The organism is Rhizobium sp. BK112, assembly GCF_014193215.1.
Lineage (GTDB): Bacteria > Pseudomonadota > Alphaproteobacteria > Rhizobiales > Rhizobiaceae > Rhizobium > Rhizobium anhuiense.
Genome location: NZ_JACHYZ010000002.1, coordinates 209,222 through 224,196, shown reverse-complemented (window position 1 = coordinate 224,196; position 14,975 = coordinate 209,222). Strand labels below are relative to the sequence as shown.

Annotated in this window: 15 protein-coding genes and 1 tRNA gene; 5 read left to right on the top strand and 11 right to left on the bottom strand. The window is 62.0% G+C overall.

Annotated features, from left to right (window positions below; all coding sequences use genetic code 11):
• Nucleotides 1-8: 8 nt before the first annotated feature.
• Entirely contained in the window at nt 9-893 is an 885-nt protein-coding gene (locus tag FHT75_RS06285; RefSeq protein WP_028757087.1) for a hypothetical protein, read from the bottom strand.
• Nucleotides 894-1,134: 241 nt separating this feature from the next.
• Between FHT75_RS06285 and FHT75_RS06280 the strand changes: the two genes are divergently transcribed.
• Nucleotides 1,135-1,986 (top strand): DUF937 domain-containing protein, encoded by an 852-nt coding sequence (locus FHT75_RS06280; RefSeq protein ID WP_097542892.1) that lies wholly within the window; start codon nt 1,135-1,137, stop codon nt 1,984-1,986.
• Between the two features lie 90 nt (nt 1,987-2,076).
• Here FHT75_RS06280 and FHT75_RS06275 read toward each other — a convergent pair whose 3' ends face one another.
• Nucleotides 2,077-2,376, bottom strand: coding sequence for a DUF1127 domain-containing protein (locus tag FHT75_RS06275; RefSeq protein ID WP_028757089.1), 300 nt, complete (start codon nt 2,374-2,376; stop codon nt 2,077-2,079).
• Nucleotides 2,377-2,632: 256 nt separating this feature from the next.
• Between FHT75_RS06275 and FHT75_RS06270 the strand changes: the two genes are divergently transcribed.
• Nucleotides 2,633-3,589 carry a LysR substrate-binding domain-containing protein gene (locus FHT75_RS06270; protein ID WP_003588350.1) on the top strand — a complete coding sequence of 319 codons (957 nt, stop codon included), beginning with the start codon at nt 2,633-2,635 and terminating at the stop codon, nt 3,587-3,589.
• A 6-nt stretch (nt 3,590-3,595) separates the two neighbouring features.
• On the opposite strand, the gene FHT75_RS06265 is transcribed toward FHT75_RS06270, so the two are convergent.
• From FHT75_RS06265 to FHT75_RS06255, 3 genes are all read right to left on the bottom strand, one after another.
• The gene (locus FHT75_RS06265; protein WP_047614404.1) at nt 3,596-4,237 is read right to left on the bottom strand and encodes a TetR/AcrR family transcriptional regulator; all 642 of its coding nucleotides are present in this window, start codon (nt 4,235-4,237) and stop codon (nt 3,596-3,598) included.
• A 202-nt stretch (nt 4,238-4,439) separates the two neighbouring features.
• Entirely contained in the window at nt 4,440-4,856 is a 417-nt protein-coding gene (locus FHT75_RS06260; protein WP_097542894.1) for an MAPEG family protein, read from the bottom strand.
• 118 nt (nt 4,857-4,974) lie between these two features.
• Nucleotides 4,975-5,730, bottom strand: a complete 756-nt coding sequence (locus tag FHT75_RS06255) for an SDR family oxidoreductase (protein WP_183844726.1) — start codon at nt 5,728-5,730, stop codon at nt 4,975-4,977.
• Nucleotides 5,731-5,822: 92 nt separating this feature from the next.
• Between FHT75_RS06255 and FHT75_RS06250 the strand changes: the two genes are divergently transcribed.
• The gene (locus tag FHT75_RS06250) at nt 5,823-6,740 is read left to right on the top strand and encodes a LysR family transcriptional regulator (RefSeq protein ID WP_028757095.1); all 918 of its coding nucleotides are present in this window, start codon (nt 5,823-5,825) and stop codon (nt 6,738-6,740) included.
• An 8-nt stretch (nt 6,741-6,748) separates the two neighbouring features.
• Here the strand turns inward: FHT75_RS06250 and FHT75_RS06245 are convergent, their stop codons facing one another.
• From FHT75_RS06245 to FHT75_RS06235, 3 genes are all read right to left on the bottom strand, one after another.
• Entirely contained in the window at nt 6,749-7,303 is a 555-nt protein-coding gene (locus FHT75_RS06245; RefSeq protein ID WP_097630490.1) for a hypothetical protein, read from the bottom strand.
• A gap of 2 nt (nt 7,304-7,305) precedes the next feature.
• A complete protein-coding gene (gene guaB / locus FHT75_RS06240; protein ID WP_047613763.1) occupies nt 7,306-8,790 on the bottom strand; it encodes an IMP dehydrogenase in 1,485 nt (494 codons plus the stop codon).
• Between the two features lie 278 nt (nt 8,791-9,068).
• Nucleotides 9,069-10,061, bottom strand: a complete 993-nt coding sequence (locus FHT75_RS06235; RefSeq protein ID WP_183844727.1) for an MBL fold metallo-hydrolase — start codon at nt 10,059-10,061, stop codon at nt 9,069-9,071.
• 251 nt (nt 10,062-10,312) lie between these two features.
• Here FHT75_RS06235 and FHT75_RS06230 point away from each other — a divergent pair, with 251 nt between their 5' ends.
• A complete protein-coding gene (locus tag FHT75_RS06230; protein WP_183844728.1) occupies nt 10,313-11,737 on the top strand; it encodes a DHA2 family efflux MFS transporter permease subunit in 1,425 nt (474 codons plus the stop codon).
• A 106-nt stretch (nt 11,738-11,843) separates the two neighbouring features.
• On the opposite strand, the gene FHT75_RS06225 is transcribed toward FHT75_RS06230, so the two are convergent.
• From FHT75_RS06225 to FHT75_RS06215, 3 genes are read right to left on the bottom strand one after another with little or no spacing between them, the layout of a single operon-like run.
• Complete coding sequence (locus FHT75_RS06225) at nt 11,844-12,227, bottom strand: VOC family protein (protein WP_063476384.1); 384 nt, start codon at nt 12,225-12,227, stop codon at nt 11,844-11,846.
• Nucleotides 12,228-12,283: 56 nt separating this feature from the next.
• Nucleotides 12,284-13,003, bottom strand: coding sequence for an RlmE family RNA methyltransferase (locus FHT75_RS06220; RefSeq protein ID WP_047613760.1), 720 nt, complete (start codon nt 13,001-13,003; stop codon nt 12,284-12,286).
• Between the two features lie 8 nt (nt 13,004-13,011).
• Nucleotides 13,012-14,577, bottom strand: coding sequence for a Ppx/GppA phosphatase family protein (locus tag FHT75_RS06215; RefSeq protein ID WP_183844729.1), 1,566 nt, complete (start codon nt 14,575-14,577; stop codon nt 13,012-13,014).
• 244 nt (nt 14,578-14,821) lie between these two features.
• Between FHT75_RS06215 and FHT75_RS06210 the strand changes: the two genes are divergently transcribed.
• Nucleotides 14,822-14,895: transfer RNA gene (locus tag FHT75_RS06210), tRNA-Gln, on the top strand.
• Nucleotides 14,896-14,975: the final 80 nt, after the last annotated feature.

Genomic DNA, 14,975 nt, shown 5'->3' with positions numbered 1-14,975 from the left:
AAGTTGGTTCACGGCGCCTTCGCGCGCTTCCTGGCTTCGCGCGATCGTGCCGTACGGCGAGCCGGTCTCAGTTCCTCGATCGTCGGCAGCCACCACTCGGCGTCCTCAACCGGAGGAACTTTCGCCGGCCAGGTGCGGACGAGTTCTTCGAGTGTGGGAACCCGCCAATGTCCCCAGACGTGATCTTCGGTTACGCCGGGATAGAAGTCCGCAACGACGTCCGGTTCGACCAGTTCGCCTGAGATGTCGGTAAAGACGACGATTCCATAGGCGGTGGCCACCGGACGTCCGATCGGCGGCAAGTCATCGCTCTGAAGTGGGTAACGATGACGCTTGCGTTCCGCGGAGCGGCGCTTGCTGCGTATATCCAGTTCGGTCCCCTTGCGCTCCTCGGCGCGACGCCGTCTCTCCTCCGGTTCGTTTCTGCGCGCCGCAGCCTCGATATCAGGCCACCGGCGTCGGAGTTCCTCATAGGACCGGAAGGGAACGTGCCATATTCTGAGATCACCGTCCCACCGTGAGAACGGCACCTCGCGCAGTTCGTCAACGACAGTTTTCGAATAGGGTGTGCGAATTCGGAAACCTGCCTTGCCGAATTCGAGATAGGCACTGTCGATCGGATCGAAGACGAAGGCGTCGCGTCCCTTCGCATCGGCGTGGGCGTCGGCTTCGGCCTCCATCTCGGCAAGCCATCGTCCGATGCGGCGGGACGCCGTCCGGCCGGGAACAAACCAGGCCTTGCGGGCATCGCTCCAGCGGGCACGGGGAAAGCGTCTTCGGAATTGCTCGACGGTCATCCTGTCATAGGGAAAGGAAATATCCGCGCCGGGCTTTTCACCGTCTTCACCGGGCGGCGCGTCGTCGTGACCAGCGGGGGATTTCGTCTCGGCCATAGAAGGAAACGCCGGCGCGCAGGGATCGGTTTCGGTGAGGATAGCATAGATGCTGGTTAAGGCGTGACAGCCTGCCGTCGTTGTGGCCGCTTTCGCTCGTGAGCTCGGTTCGCTGGGGCCTCGGCCGGGTAACACCGGCCAAATTCTTCCCTAAGTTCTTATGGCAAAAAGCCGTTTGCGCATGAGCATTTCAGGTTATAGTGGCGTTACAACGCGTCACGACTCGGGGAAAGGGACCTCCATGCTGCCACTCTTCGACATGATGATGCAGGCGCAGAATGGCGCGGCAATGGAAGCGGTCGCCCGGCAGTTCAACCTCGCGCAGGAACAGGCGACGAAGGCGATGGCGGCGCTGATGCCGGCCTTTTCCGCCGGACTGAAGCGCAGCACCAGCAATCCTTACGATTTCGTCGGGCTGATGCAGGCGGTCTCCTCCGGCAACTATGGGCGCTATTTCGAGGATATGAGCCGGGCCTTCACACCGGAGGGCATTTCAGACGGCAACAACATCCTTGCCCAGCTTTTCGGCTCGAAGGAGGTTTCGCGCGCAGTCGCCGCCCAGGCCGCACAGATGACCGGGATCGGCCAGGATATCTACAAGCGGATGCTGCCCGTGCTGGCCGATACGCTGATGGGCGGGCTCTTCAAGCAGACGACCGGACAGATGGCCTCGCCGGTCAACCCCTTCTTCAACACGGCGATGGGCGAGACCATCCAGAAATGGCTAGAGAGTACCGGCTTCGCGCCGAAACCGGCTCCGGAGCCCAGCATCTTCGACAATCCGTTCACCCAGGCGATGCAGCAGATGTTTTCGGTGCCGAAGCCTGCGCCGACGCAGACGCCCAACCCCTTCCTCGACAATCCCTTCGCCAAGGCCTTCCAGGAGATGATGGGCGGGCTCGGCCAGCAGCCGGCGGCCCCGACCAAGGCCAAGACACCGGAGGCGCCCAAGGAAGAGGCGAAGGTCAATGCCGACAGCTATACCCAGATGCTGAACGCCATGTTCGACAGTGGACTGGAAGTGCAGAAGAGCTACCAGAAGAACCTGGAAGCGATCTTCGAAACCTACCGGCCGAAACCCTCCTCCGAATAAAAAAACCCGGAGATGGCTTGGGAAAGCCTATCACCGGGTCAAGCGGCAGGGCTATTGGCTATCACCCTGCGGGGAAACTCGACGCTCCTGCTATTCGTAGGAGCGCAAAAGAGACGACAGGCGCCAGCGATTGCGCGCCGAACGCGTCAGATGTTCCGACGGGTCCTCAAAAAAGGTCGACGCCAGGAACGCGGAGGTCAGATCGGCCCGGGTAAGGCCGATATCCCTCAGCTGCGTGTCGTTCAGATCATGCAGCGCGTTGATCTCCATGCGATTGCGGAACACGCGAAAGAGAGAGGCCAACGGTGCGAGGCCTGCCGCCAGACGCTGGAAAAACGTCGGGGTCGGCTTGCCGCAGTCGAGTTCGAGTGTCCGGTCTGTCATGCGCATTGAACTCTCCTTTCTGTACAGTGCCGCACGTCTTTTAGACGCATAAAGGGCGCTGTAACGTTTTAGATCGGCGCGCAACGCAACCCACCCCTCCCGCGAGGTCGTGCGGGAAGGAGCAAGCTGAATTCCGCTTGGACAGGCAGGGTGTCTGTCCTTCACTTTGCTTTGATTTGCATCCCGAAGATGCCAAAGACCTATTGATCAGTCCAACGAATGTTTCTAATGATTATCATCAGCTATCTTTATGGGTGAAACCATGTCCGCACCTCTTGATCTCGACCAACTGCAGACTTTCATCGCCATCGTCGATTCCGGCAGCTTCACCAAGGCGGCCGACAGGGTCTACAAGACCCAATCGGCCGTCTCCATGCAGATGCGCCGCCTCGAAGAGCGCATCGGCAAGCAGCTGTTCATCAAGGATGGGCGCGGCAACCGGCTGACGGTCGAGGGTGAAAAGCTGCTCAACTATGCCCGGCGCATCATCCGCCTCAACAATGAGGCGATCGCCGCCTTCGACGACAACAGGCTGGAGGGGACGCTGCGGATCGGCACGCCGGACGATTATGCCGACCGCTACATGCCCGAAATCATCGGCCGCTTCGCCAAGACGCATCCGAATGTCGAACTCTACATCGTCTGCGAGCCTTCGGTGGATCTCGCCGAGCGCATGCACAAAGGCGAGCTCGACATCGCCCTCGTCACCCACAATCCGCGCGAGCGCATGTCCGATGTGGTGAGAACCGAGCCGCTCTGCTGGGTGGGCTCGGCCAACCATCCGATCCGCGACGACGCGCCGGTGCCGCTTGCCGTCGGCCGGCGCGACTGCCAGTGGCGCCAGCTCGCCTGCTCGGCGCTCGATGCTGTGGGACGCGAGCACCAGATCCTGTTCACCAGTTGGTCCTGCACCGTGGTTGCCGCTGCCGTGCTTGCCGGCATGGCGGTTTCGGTCATGCCGGAGTCGGCATTGCGAACAGGCATGAAGGTACTGAGCCAGGCCGACGGTTTTCCGGCGCTGCCGCCGGTGCAAATCGGCATCATGAAGCGGCCGGGCGTTTCGCTCTCGCTGATGAACGCGATCACGGCGCATATCACCGCCTGCCTTGACAACATCACTCCTGCCGTCGTCGATGATACTCTCGAGGCCGATGTCAAATCCGCCCAGGCACGCCTTTATCCGCGGCTGAAGGCCGCCAATATGGTGCCGAGCTGGTAAGCCGACTCAAGCAGCGGCAGGCACGCTCGTGGTGAAAAGGGAGGCGCGGATGACGCGCTTCCATTGGTCGAGCATGCGCCGCGCCAACTCCTTGTCGCTGACGGCGGCAAGCCGGATGACGGCGCCGATCAGGTGGCTGAACAGGTAAGTGCGCGCGTACATATCCTCGTCGCAAAGGTCGGGAGTGAGGTCACGCACGGCGTCATGGAAGATGCCGGCGACACGGCCGCTATGCTCGATGTTCAGCTGCAGCAGATCCTGATCGGTCTCCGTGCCCATCCAGACGCCGAGATAGACGGGATCGTCATGGTAGGAATCGTAATACCAGTCGATGATGGCGCAAACGCGGTCGAGCGCCTGGTCGAGCGACCTGACGTCGGCAAACATCGCCGCCGTCTTCGCCTGGATCGCCGAAGCGTGCTGGTCGAACAGGGCTTTGACGATCGCCGCCTTCTCGGGAAAATACTGGTAAACCGAACCGATCGGCACTTTGGCGGCGACGGCGAGTTCCGTCATCCGCATGGCGCTGACGCCCTTTTCGGCAATGATCCTGGCGGCCGCGGCAAGAATGAGATCCAGCCTCTGGATGCTGCGTTCCTGCTTCGGCTTCCTGCGCAAGCCGATCCGATCCATGCTTTCCGCGCCCATGTCGTTCCCATATTTATTGTTCGCGGCGGAAGGCATGACATGCAGGGTGTTCATCGGCGGTAAATGGAAATGCTCGCATTTTAACGGTTGAGAAAAGCCCGTGACGATCACGATTCCAGGATGTGATTTTACCCATCGCAACCGGTACCGATACGGTGTCAGCCGCGTGACCGGTCAGTGACGGACGAGGCGCACGCGCGCCTCAGCTCATCGCCATCCATGCGGCGAGCCATACCCACATGGCGGCGAGTATGATGTAACCTGCGGCGAAGATCGGGCTGCGATAGCGCATATCGTTGCTGGTGACGTGAATGGCGGCATGGGCGTAGCGCAGGGCGACGAAGGCCCAGGCGAGGACGACAGAGATGAGATTGTCGGCCTCGGTGATATAGAGAAGAATTGAGCAGGCGTAGAACAGCACGGGCAGTTCGAACTGATTGGCGAGGCAGTTCTTGACGATGAGGCTTTCGGCCGGCTCGCCCCGGTTTTCGCGATAATCCGATTTGGCGATGCTGCCGGCGCGGACCATTTTCGCGCGCCGCATGCCGAGCAGCGCATAAAGACCGTAGACCAGGGCCACATGGGCGAGGAGTGGCCAGAAGATTTGATAGCCGGTCATATGTGGCCGTTTCCTTTCCGCTTCTGCTTCCGCTTTCAACGCGAGCATTAGTCGAAAGACGATCGGGATACCAGCGTCGGCGGCCCGCCATCCAACATTGGCAGGCCGCCGGATTTCATCACACCTGCGCGGCGCCGCCGTCGGCGAAGAGTTCGATACCGGTGACGAAGCTCGAATCGTCGGAAGCGAGAAAAAGTGCGGCGGCGGCGATCTCTTCGGCGCGGCCGACGCGCCCCATTGGCACCTGGGTTGCGAGATAATCGAGCAAGCCCTGCTGTTGCGCCTCATCTTTGCCGGCGAGTTCGACGAGACCGGTTGTCTTTGTAGGACCGGGGCTCAGCGTATTGATACGAATGCCGCGATCCTTGAGATCAAGGATCCAGTTGCGGGCAAAGCTTCGTAACGCGGCCTTCGAGGCGGCGTAAACACTGAAGGCGGGAGTGCCGGTCGAGCCCGCCGTCGATCCCGTCAGGATAACCGATGAGCCCGGACCGAGCAGCGGCAAAGCCTTCTGCACGGTGAAAAGAACACCTTTCACATTTCTGTCGAACGTGTCGTCATACTGCTCTTCGGTAATTTCGCCGAGCGGCAGCATCGAACCACCGCCGGCATTGACGAACAGCACATCTATCCGGCCGGCTTCGGCTTTCACGCGTTCATAGAGCCGATCAAGGTCTGCAAGCTCTGCCGAGTCCGCCTGGATGCCGACAACCTTACCCCCTATTTCCGCAACCGCCGCGTCGAGCATGTCCTTGCGCCGGCCGGTCACGAAAAGCTGGGCGCCTTCGGTGGCGAAACGCTTGGCAGTGGCAAGGCCAATGCCCGATGTCGCGCCGGTAATCACTGCGATCTTTCCACTCAATCTTTGTGTCATTGTCGTCTCCTGTTGTTCGACCGAGACTGAGATATGGACGCGGGAAACGTTTCGAAATAGAAAGAAATGAAAGCTATCGTTACAGGAATGAAATGACGAACTTTCCGGATTTCGAAGGCCTGGCCATGTTCGCCAAGGTGGCCGAAGAGCGTTCTTTCGCTCGCGCCGCTAGGACGCTCGGTGTATCGGTGCCTACCGTTTCGCGGGCCGTCAGCCGGCTGGAGGAGAGACTTGGCGCACGGCTTTTCAACCGCACCTCGCGGCAACTGGCGCTGACCGATTTCGGCTTGCGATTGGTCGACCGTGCCTCGCGGCTCTATGCGGAGGCAGAGGCTGCGGAAAATGCAGCGCGCGAGCTGTCCAGCCGACCGCGAGGGCTTATCCGGCTTGCCGCGCCGATGGCCTTCGGTACACGCTGGCTGGCGCCGATCCTGCCCGATTTTTTCGACCTCTATCCCGATATTTCTATCGACCTGCATATGAGCGACGCCGTCGTCGACCTGGTGGGAGACGGATTCGATGCTGCCCTGAGAATTGCCGTTCTGCCGGATTCCTCATTGGTCGCCCGGAGGCTGGCAGCGGTCGCTCCCTTCATTCTCGCCGCACCTGCGTACCTCGATCGATACGGCACGCCGCGACATCCGCGCGAGCTTAAGGCCGATCATTGTCTAGGATACGCCTATCGGCCGCGCCAGGACGTCTGGCGCTTTCGCAATAAGGCAGGCGAAGAGGAAGTTGTCGTGCCGGCCGGTCCGTTGCGCTCCACCAATTCGCAAGCCTTGATTCCAATGGCGTTGCACGGCCTTGGGGTTGTAGAGCTGCCGGAATTCATGGCGCACGAATATCTCGCCGATGGCAGGTTGAAAGCGATCCTACCCGACTGGACGCTGCCGAGCGGAGCGCTCTATTTCGTCACGCCCTCTGCCCGGGCTCGACCTGCGAAGGTGGAGGTGCTCTCGGATTTCATGGTGGCGCGGCTTTCAAATCCGACGTGGCGGTGGACAGGCTGATGGCACCCTCAATCTTCACGCGGCGCAAGCCAGCGGCCGATGGCAAGCCGGACAATGAGGATGAAGCAGATGGCGAGGCTTGCGAATTTCAGCCGCGTCATCCACGGCAGCAGCTGCGTTGCAAGCGTTGAGGGCGCACCATTACCGAAGGCGATGAGGCTCGAGATGTTCTCGCCATAATCGGCGATGCCGTAGATGAACGGCAGCAGATAAATCGCCCTGCCGACAAGCGGATGCACCGATCGGCCAAACCACGCGCCGGCAGGACCGAGCTTGAGGAAGGCGAGGAACAGCAGCGCCGTCAGCAGTGCCGGAAAGATCAGCTCCGGCCCGAAATACATGGCGCGCAGCAACCTGGTCGCCGTCTCGTTCTCATCGAGCAGCTTTTGCATGTGGAAGACCGCCGACTCATCGTAACCGGCGAAATAGGTATCGAGCACCGCCTGCCCGGTTTCGTGCTTGAACGGAACGACGAAACCGAAGGTCGTCCAGGCGAGCACGGCAAGGCAGAGGGCTGCGAGCAGCGCGACGATCCAGAGAGGAATCCCGCTGCCCGCCTTCATGATCAGAGGCCGGCGCCCGGATAATTCGGGCTCTCGCGGGTGATCGTCACGTCATGGGCATGGCTTTCGCGAAGACCGGCACCGGAGATGCGCACGAAGGTGGCCCGCTCCTGGAAATCCTTGAGGTCCTTGCCGCCGACATAACCCATGGCCGCCTTGAGGCCACCGGCGAGCTGGTGGATGACGCCCGAGACCGGCCCCTTGTAAGGCACCTGGCCCTCAATGCCCTCCGGCACGAGCTTCAGCGTGTCGCGCACCTCGGCCTGGAAGTAGCGGTCGGCCGAGCCGCGGGCCATGGCGCCGACGGAGCCCATGCCGCGATAGGCCTTGAAGGAGCGTCCCTGGTAGAGATAGACCTCACCCGGGCTCTCATCGGTGCCGGCCAGCAGCGAGCCGATCATGACGGCGGAAGCGCCGGCGGCGATCGCCTTGGCCAGATCGCCGGAGAACTTGATGCCGCCATCGGCGATGACGGGCACGTCCTGATCATTCGCGGCCTGCACCGCCGACATGATGGCGGCGAGCTGCGGCACGCCGACGCCGGCGACGATGCGCGTCGTGCAGATCGAACCCGGACCGATACCGACCTTGACCGCATCCGCTCCGGCATCGATCAGCGCCCTGGTGCCGTCATAGGTGGCGACGTTGCCGGCCATGATGCGCACCGAGTTGGAAAGCTTCTTGACCCGGGTGACGGCATCGAGGACGCGTTGCGAATGACCATGGGCGGTGTCGACGACCAGAAGATCGACGCCGGCCTCGATCAGCCGTTCGGCGCGCTCGAAGCCGTCATCGCCGACGCTGATGGCGGCCGCAGCCCGAAGTCTGCCCTGCGCATCCTTGGAAGCGTTCGGGTTCAACTGCGACTTCTCGATATCCTTGACGGTGATGAGGCCGACGCAGCGGCCTTCGGCATCGACCACCAGGAGCTTCTCGATGCGATGCGAATGCAGCAGGCGCTTGGCCTCCTGCTGATCGACGTTTTCCTTGACGGTGACCAGTTTGTCCTTGGTCATCAGTTCATGGATCTTCTGTTCCTGATCGGTAGCGAAGCGGACGTCGCGGTTGGTCAGGATGCCGACGAGGCGGCCGGACTTCTCCACGACGGGGATGCCGGAAATGCTGTAGGATTTCATCAGCCCGAGTGCATCGGCAAGCGTGGCATCAGGGCCGATCGTCACCGGATTGACGACCATGCCGCTTTCAAACTTCTTCACTTGCCGGACCTGCTCTGCCTGCTCGATCGGCGTCAGGTTGCGGTGAATGACGCCGAGGCCGCCGGCCTGGGCCATGGCGATCGCCAGGCGGCTCTCGGTGACCGTATCCATGGCGGATGAGATGATCGGGATGTTGAGTTCGAAATCCCGAGCGATGCGCGTGGAGATATTCGTCTGGCCGGGCATGACCTCGGAATGTCCCGGCTGCAGCAGCACGTCGTCAAAGGTAAGCGCGTCCGCGCCGGTTGCCGTTTCTATGATGCGTGCCATGGCCAAATTCCTTCATTTAAGAAAAATGCAACCCGGCCCGGAAACGAATCGTCCGCCCCGGCGGTGTGCATGAGTTGCTTGGAAGTTGGCGAGGGCTGGTAACACGTCTATGACAGGAAGGAAATAGCAAAAAGCCCGGCGCGTCCGCCGGGCTCGTCATGGGTGCCATGCGTCCAAAGCGCATCGCGATCTTTCAGATTCGCCGCTCGCGCTTCAGATCCTTCTTTTTACGCATTCCCGGGAAAGTCGCTGCGCGTTTTTGCTGGAATTGCTCCAGATCAGATGTCGAACTGGTAGGTCTTCGGCACGAAGCGATAACCGCCATCCTGCCTCTCGACGAAGCCGACCGCCGGGAACGGCATGTGGTAGCCGAGGAAGGCGATCTTGTCGGTCGCGATCATCTCGAAAACCTTGCGGCGCGTGGCCGCCGCCTGCGCCTTGTCCATGTCGAAGCGCACCTCCCAATCCGGCCGCAGCAGCGACAGGATATAGTGATTGGCCGTATCGCCGGTCAGCACCAGGCGCTTGCCCTCGGATTCGACGTGGAACACCATATGCCCCGGCGAGTGGCCGGCCGCCAGCATCGCCGTCATGCCGGGCGCGACGCTATCGCCGTCGTTGATGAAGGTGGTCTTTTCGGCGAGCGGTGCGACATTGGCGAGCACCGCCTTGTGACTGCCTTCGGCCGGCGTGCCCTCGCGTGCCTTGTCCGACCAGAAATCATATTCCGCCTGGCCGACGACATAGCGGGCATTCTTGAAGGCAGCCGTGCCGTTTTCCATCAGGCCGCCGATATGATCGCCGTGCAGATGGGTCAGCGCCACCAGCGTGACGTCGTCGGCCGAATAGCCTGCCGCTTTCAGGCCTTCGGTCAGTTGGCCGGCGCCGCGAGCGCGGCCGGCAACGCCGAAGCCGGTATCGACGAGGATGACATCCGAACCGGTATCGATGAGAGCCGGCGTGTAGAAGCTCATGAACCTGTCGGCCGGCAGGAAGTTTGCGGTCAGCAACGCCTGGACCGTTTCGGGGTTCTGATTGGTGCCGAAGGTTTCATAGGGCTTTTCGACGATGCTGGTGCCGTCACGGACGACGGTGAACTTATAGGAACCGAGCTTGAATTGATTGATCTCGGGCAAAAGCGTTCCATCCATATGATTGCTTTCTCCAGTTGCGGCCGCTTCGGCCCTCTCTTTAAAAATTGCCGGCGCCGCGAGCATGCCAAGGCCTGCGGCAAAAAGGGTGCGCCGCTTTATTCCCGATGAAGTTGCCATATGTCCATCCTCTTATGACGTGCGATGCGTCGCCGCACGGCCCGCAGTGTCGATCCCGGCCGGATTTCTTGCTCCGGCCAAGTAAACATATGTCAATCTTGACTGCCGACGTTGATGCGCAAGTCGTCTCACGCAGACGTGAAGCGAACGCGTCAACGACCCGGATTTGGGGATTGGCACGGCTGGGAACTGGGACTAAACAGCACTGGCCTTCCCAGCTTCAATCCGCTGCCCCATCAAGGCTCCCGCCTATGAATCGTATCGTCCCGCTGATCCTCGCCGTCGCCCTCTTCATGGAACAGATGGATTCGACTGTCATTGCGACGGCGCTGCCGGCGATCGCTAGTGATTTGCATGTCGGGCCGATCACGCTGAAGCTGGCGCTGACCTCCTACATGGTGGCGCTTGCGGTGTTCATCCCGGTGAGCGGCTGGATGGCCGACCGGTTCGGCGCCAAGAAGATCTTCCGGCTTGCCATATCAGTCTTCGTCATCGGCTCGATCTTCTGCGCCATCTCCTCCAACCTCGTCGAATTCGTTTTCGCCCGCTTCCTGCAGGGCATGGGCGGCGCGATGATGACCCCGGTCGGCCGGCTCGTGCTGGTGCGCACGACGAAGCGCAGTGATCTGGTCTCGGCCATGGCGCTGCTCACCATCCCGGCGCTCGTCGGCCCGCTCACCGGACCGCCGCTCGGCGGCTTCATCACCACCTATTTCAGCTGGCACTGGATCTTCCTGATCAACGTGCCGGTCGGCATCATCGGCATCTGGCTGGCGACGATCTTCCTGCCGGAAGTGGAGGCGACGGCGCCGCCGAAGCTCGATTTCACCGGTTTCGTGCTCACCTCGCTTTCGGCCGCGGGCGTCGTCTTCGGCCTGTCGGTGGTCAGCCTGCCGGCCCTGCCCCCCGTCATCGGCGTCACCGCCACGCTGATCGGCCTTGCCTGCGGCTTTCTCTATGTGCGCCACGCCAAGCGCCATCCGGCCCCGATCCTCAACCTCAACCTGTTCAAGAACCCGACCTTCCGGGCCTCCACCTTGGGCGGCACGCTGTTTCGCATCTGCGTCGGCGCCATGCCCTTCCTGACGCCGCTGATGCTGCAGCTCGGATTCGGGCTGACGCCGTTCCAATCCGGCCTCATCACGTTTGTGGGAGCCATCGGGGCGATCACCACCAAATTCATGGCGAAGCGCGTCTTCGCCGCCGCCGGCTTCCGCACGACGCTGCTTGCCGCCGCCATGGTGACGACGCTGGTGACTGTCGTCACCGGCCTGTTCACGCCGTCGACACCGCACCTCGTCATCATCGGCGTGCTGCTACTCGGCGGCTTCTCCCGCTCCTTCATGTTCACCGGCGTCAATGCGCTCGCCTTCGCCGACATCAATGATGCCGAAGCCAGCCAGGCGACCTCGATGAGCTCGGTGATGCAGCAGATCAGCCTGGCGCTCGGCGTCGCGGTCGCCGCCGCGATCCTGGAGAGCTCGATCTATATCAGCGGCGAGGAATTGCAGGTCGCCGATTTCCACCTCGCCTTCTACATCATCGCCGGACTGACTGTTATTGCGACCATTCCCTTCATCCGGATGGACCGCAATGCCGGCGCGCTCGTTTCCGGCCACCGCTCGAAGACGATGGCGGTAGCAACTGTTGAAGCCGAGCAGCACGCGGTGAAATAAGGCAGCCTAAAGCGTGTCGCGATCATTCAGATTCGCTTGCCACGCTTCAGATCTTTAGTTTTTCGCATGTCGCGCAAAACCGCTGCACACTTTTGCGCGACATGCTCTATTCGGGGCTTTCGCAGACGGCACAGAGCTTGTTGCCGTCGAGATCGCGCACATAGGCGGCATAGAAATGGGCATGGTAGGAGCGCAGGCCCGGCCCGCCCTCATCGACGGCGCCCGCCGCAATCGCCGCCGCATGGAAAGCATCGACATCCGCCCGGCGCTCGGCCGCAAAGGCCACCATGACGCCATTGCCCGACGTCGCCCGACGGTGATTGAAGGGCGTCACCACCCAGAAGCGGCAGCGCGTATCGCCATCGGCGGCATAGCCGATTTCCTCCTCCGAACCGCGCTGGCGGCGATAACCGAGCACGGGCAGCACGGCATCATAAAAATGCCCTGCGCGATAAAGGTCGTTGGTTCCGAGCGTGACGTAAAGAAGCATGGGGATCAGCGGTTCCAATCTTAGGGCCGCATCATCGGACAGGACCGGCCCTGAGATCAAGCTTGCTCTGCTTCACCTTCCGCCTTGCGCCCCTTGAAGCCCTTGGCGAGCAGGAACATCTCGACCGATTCGGCGCGCGACGAGTTCGGCTTGACATGCACGACCTGGCGGAAGTTCTGCTTCAGCATGGCGAGCAGCTCACGCTCGGTGCCGCCCTGGAAGGTCTTGGTCAGGAAGTGCCCGCCTTCCTGAAGCACCTCGACGGCGAAATGGGCCGCCACTTCGCAGAGATGCATGGTGCGCAGATGATCGGTGCGGTGATGGCCGGTGGTGGGTGCGGCCATGTCCGATATGACGAGATCGGGTGTGCCGCCGACCGCCTCCAGCAGCTTTTCCGGCGCAGTGGGATCGAGAAAGTCGAGCTGCAGGATCTTGACGCCGGGCAGCTGGGTCATTTCGAGGAAATCGATCGCGGCCACACGGATGTCCTCATCCGTCGAGCCGGTAACCTTGGCGGCAATCTGCGACCAACTGCCCGGTGCAGCGCCGAGATCGATGATACGCCTGGCGCCGCGCAGGATATGGTGTTTCTCGTCGATCTCCAGCAGCTTGAAGGCGGCACGGGCGCGATAACCTTCGAGCTGGGCGCGCTGCACATAGGGATCGTTGATATGGCGCTCCAGCCATTGGCGCGAGGAGGCCTTCATCTTCTTGTTCTTGACGCGCTGGCCGAGCTTGCGGCCGGTGCGGTTTCCCGCGATCGGTGCCTTGGTCATGCCTTCCTCTATCTCGCTCTCTGGCCGCGTCGGTTGCGGTGGCGCCGCCAAACGCCGTCATCGGCCATCATGTCTGTCAGCAGGCCTTCCCTCAAGCCGCGATCGGCAACGCGCATGCGCGGGCTCGGCCAGCGGCGGCGGATCGCCTCGAGGATGGCGCAGCCGGCCAGCACCAGATCGGCCCGATCCGGCCCGATGCAGGGATTGGCGGCGCGGCTTTCGAAATCCCAGGAGAGAAGCTTTGCCTGCATGGCGGAAACCTCGTCATCGGACAGCCAGATGCCATCGACCTTGCGCCGGTCATAACGCGGCAGGTCGAGATGGACGCCGGCAAGCGTCGTCACCGTGCCCGATGTGCCGATCAGGTGGAAGTCGCCGGTCTGGGCGACCTCGATCTCCGGGCAATCGAAGCCTCCGAGCATGCCTTCGACTTCGCGCACCATGCCCTCGAAAGCCTCCGGCGTGACGTCGTGCCCGCCATGGCGCTCCGACAGCGTCACCACGCCGACCGGCAGCGAGGTCCAGTGGGTGATGTGGTTGGCGAGGCGGCTGAAGCGATTGTCGCCGATGCGGATGACGGCGATCTCCGACGAGCCGCCGCCGATATCGAACAGCACGACGGAGCGCGTTTCGCGACCGACCAGCGAGGAGCAGCCGGAGACGGCAAGCCGCGCTTCGGTTTCGCGATCGATGATCTCGAGCGTCAGGCCGGTTTCGGCAACGACCCGGCTGAGGAATTCCTCACCGTTGACCGCCTGGCGGCAGGCTTCGGTGGCGATCAGCCGCATGCGGCGGATCTCCCGGTTCCTGAGCTTGGAGGCGCAGATCCGCAGCGCCTCGATCGCCCGCACCATCGCCTCATCGGAGAGACGGCCGCTTGCCGCAAGGCCTTCGCCGAGGCGCACGATGCGGGAAAAGGCATCGACGACGCGGAACTGACCCGGGCGGGTCGGCTGGGCAATGAGGAGACGGCAATTGTTGGTGCCGAGATCGAGAGCGGCATAGAGTTCTTCCGGCCAGGCATGGTCGCCGGCCTGGCGATCCCCCTGAAAACCGGGATTGACAGGGCCATCCTGGCGGCCCTTGCGGTTGGCGGCCGCGCCGTTCTGCGTTTCGCGCGGAACCGATATGCGCGCCGTCTCTTCCACGCGGCTTTCCTGTTGCGGAGCACTGGAAGGCTTTGCCGATGTCAGCGGCCGGCCCTGCAGACCGCGCTTGCCGCGATGCTTGCGGCGATTGCGCCGGCTCGGCGCCGAATCACCGTCGGACCGGGCGGCATGCTCTGCCGCTGCGGCCTGTTCCATCACAGGAGGTTGGGGTGAACCGTTCTGCGCAACACCATGGCCGCCACGACGGCGGCGCTTGCGCTTGCGGGCCGGATTGCCGGCTGCATCTTCCATCGGGCGCGCAGGCTGTCCGGCACCGCCGGAATGCTCATGCGAAGCGGGATGAGCAGCGTTGCGGGATTGCCCGCCACGTTTGCCCTTGCGGCGCCTGGACTTCTTGCCGTCCTTGCGCCCTGCCGCCGACGCCCCGTCTAATTGCGGCTTGGCGCCGCCTTCGGGGTCTTCCACGTTCTTTTTCCATCGCGCCGCGCAAGTCCCTGAGGTATGCAGCAGGCGCTCATTCGATTTTTGCGTTGCCGCAAGAATATCAGCGCCCGCCGAAATCGCCAAATTCTTTTTTGGACAGGGGATTTGCGGCTGGTTTCACGTCCTCCGCACGGCACCGAATTTTTTCAAAACGGGTATTTGCAATCCGCCCGCTTTTGGTTATAAGCGCCGCACAGCAGCCAAGCCATGCTTCGGCGGCAACTGCTGGGGAATAGTTCAATGGTAGAACGACGGACTCTGACTCCGTTAATCTTGGTTCGAGTCCAGGTTCCCCAGCCAAAATTTTCCGAGGACGAATTCATAGGCCTACGACAGCTCCGCATGTGATTTGCGGTGAGCAAACGACAATGTCTGCTTGC

Coding starts and splice junctions, on each gene's coding strand:
- FHT75_RS06220 (WP_047613760.1), bottom strand. CDS start 13,003: ATGACCAAGGCACCGATCGCGGGAAACCGCACCGGCCGCAAGCTCGGC.
- FHT75_RS06265 (WP_047614404.1), bottom strand. CDS start 4,237: ATGGGCGCGGAAAGCATGGATCGGATCGGCTTGCGCAGGAAGCCGAAG.
- FHT75_RS06250 (WP_028757095.1), top strand. CDS start 5,823: ATGACGAACTTTCCGGATTTCGAAGGCCTGGCCATGTTCGCCAAGGTG.
- FHT75_RS06260 (WP_097542894.1), bottom strand. CDS start 4,856: ATGACCGGCTATCAAATCTTCTGGCCACTCCTCGCCCATGTGGCCCTG.
- FHT75_RS06225 (WP_063476384.1), bottom strand. CDS start 12,227: ATGCTTCTTTACGTCACGCTCGGAACCAACGACCTTTATCGCGCAGGG.
- FHT75_RS06235 (WP_183844727.1), bottom strand. CDS start 10,061: ATGGCAACTTCATCGGGAATAAAGCGGCGCACCCTTTTTGCCGCAGGC.
- FHT75_RS06285 (WP_028757087.1), bottom strand. CDS start 893: ATGGCCGAGACGAAATCCCCCGCTGGTCACGACGACGCGCCGCCCGGT.
- FHT75_RS06280 (WP_097542892.1), top strand. CDS start 1,135: ATGCTGCCACTCTTCGACATGATGATGCAGGCGCAGAATGGCGCGGCA.
- guaB (WP_047613763.1), bottom strand. CDS start 8,790: ATGGCACGCATCATAGAAACGGCAACCGGCGCGGACGCGCTTACCTTT.
- FHT75_RS06255 (WP_183844726.1), bottom strand. CDS start 5,730: ATGACACAAAGATTGAGTGGAAAGATCGCAGTGATTACCGGCGCGACA.
- FHT75_RS06230 (WP_183844728.1), top strand. CDS start 10,313: ATGAATCGTATCGTCCCGCTGATCCTCGCCGTCGCCCTCTTCATGGAA.
- FHT75_RS06245 (WP_097630490.1), bottom strand. CDS start 7,303: ATGAAGGCGGGCAGCGGGATTCCTCTCTGGATCGTCGCGCTGCTCGCA.
- FHT75_RS06270 (WP_003588350.1), top strand. CDS start 2,633: ATGTCCGCACCTCTTGATCTCGACCAACTGCAGACTTTCATCGCCATC.
- FHT75_RS06275 (WP_028757089.1), bottom strand. CDS start 2,376: ATGCGCATGACAGACCGGACACTCGAACTCGACTGCGGCAAGCCGACC.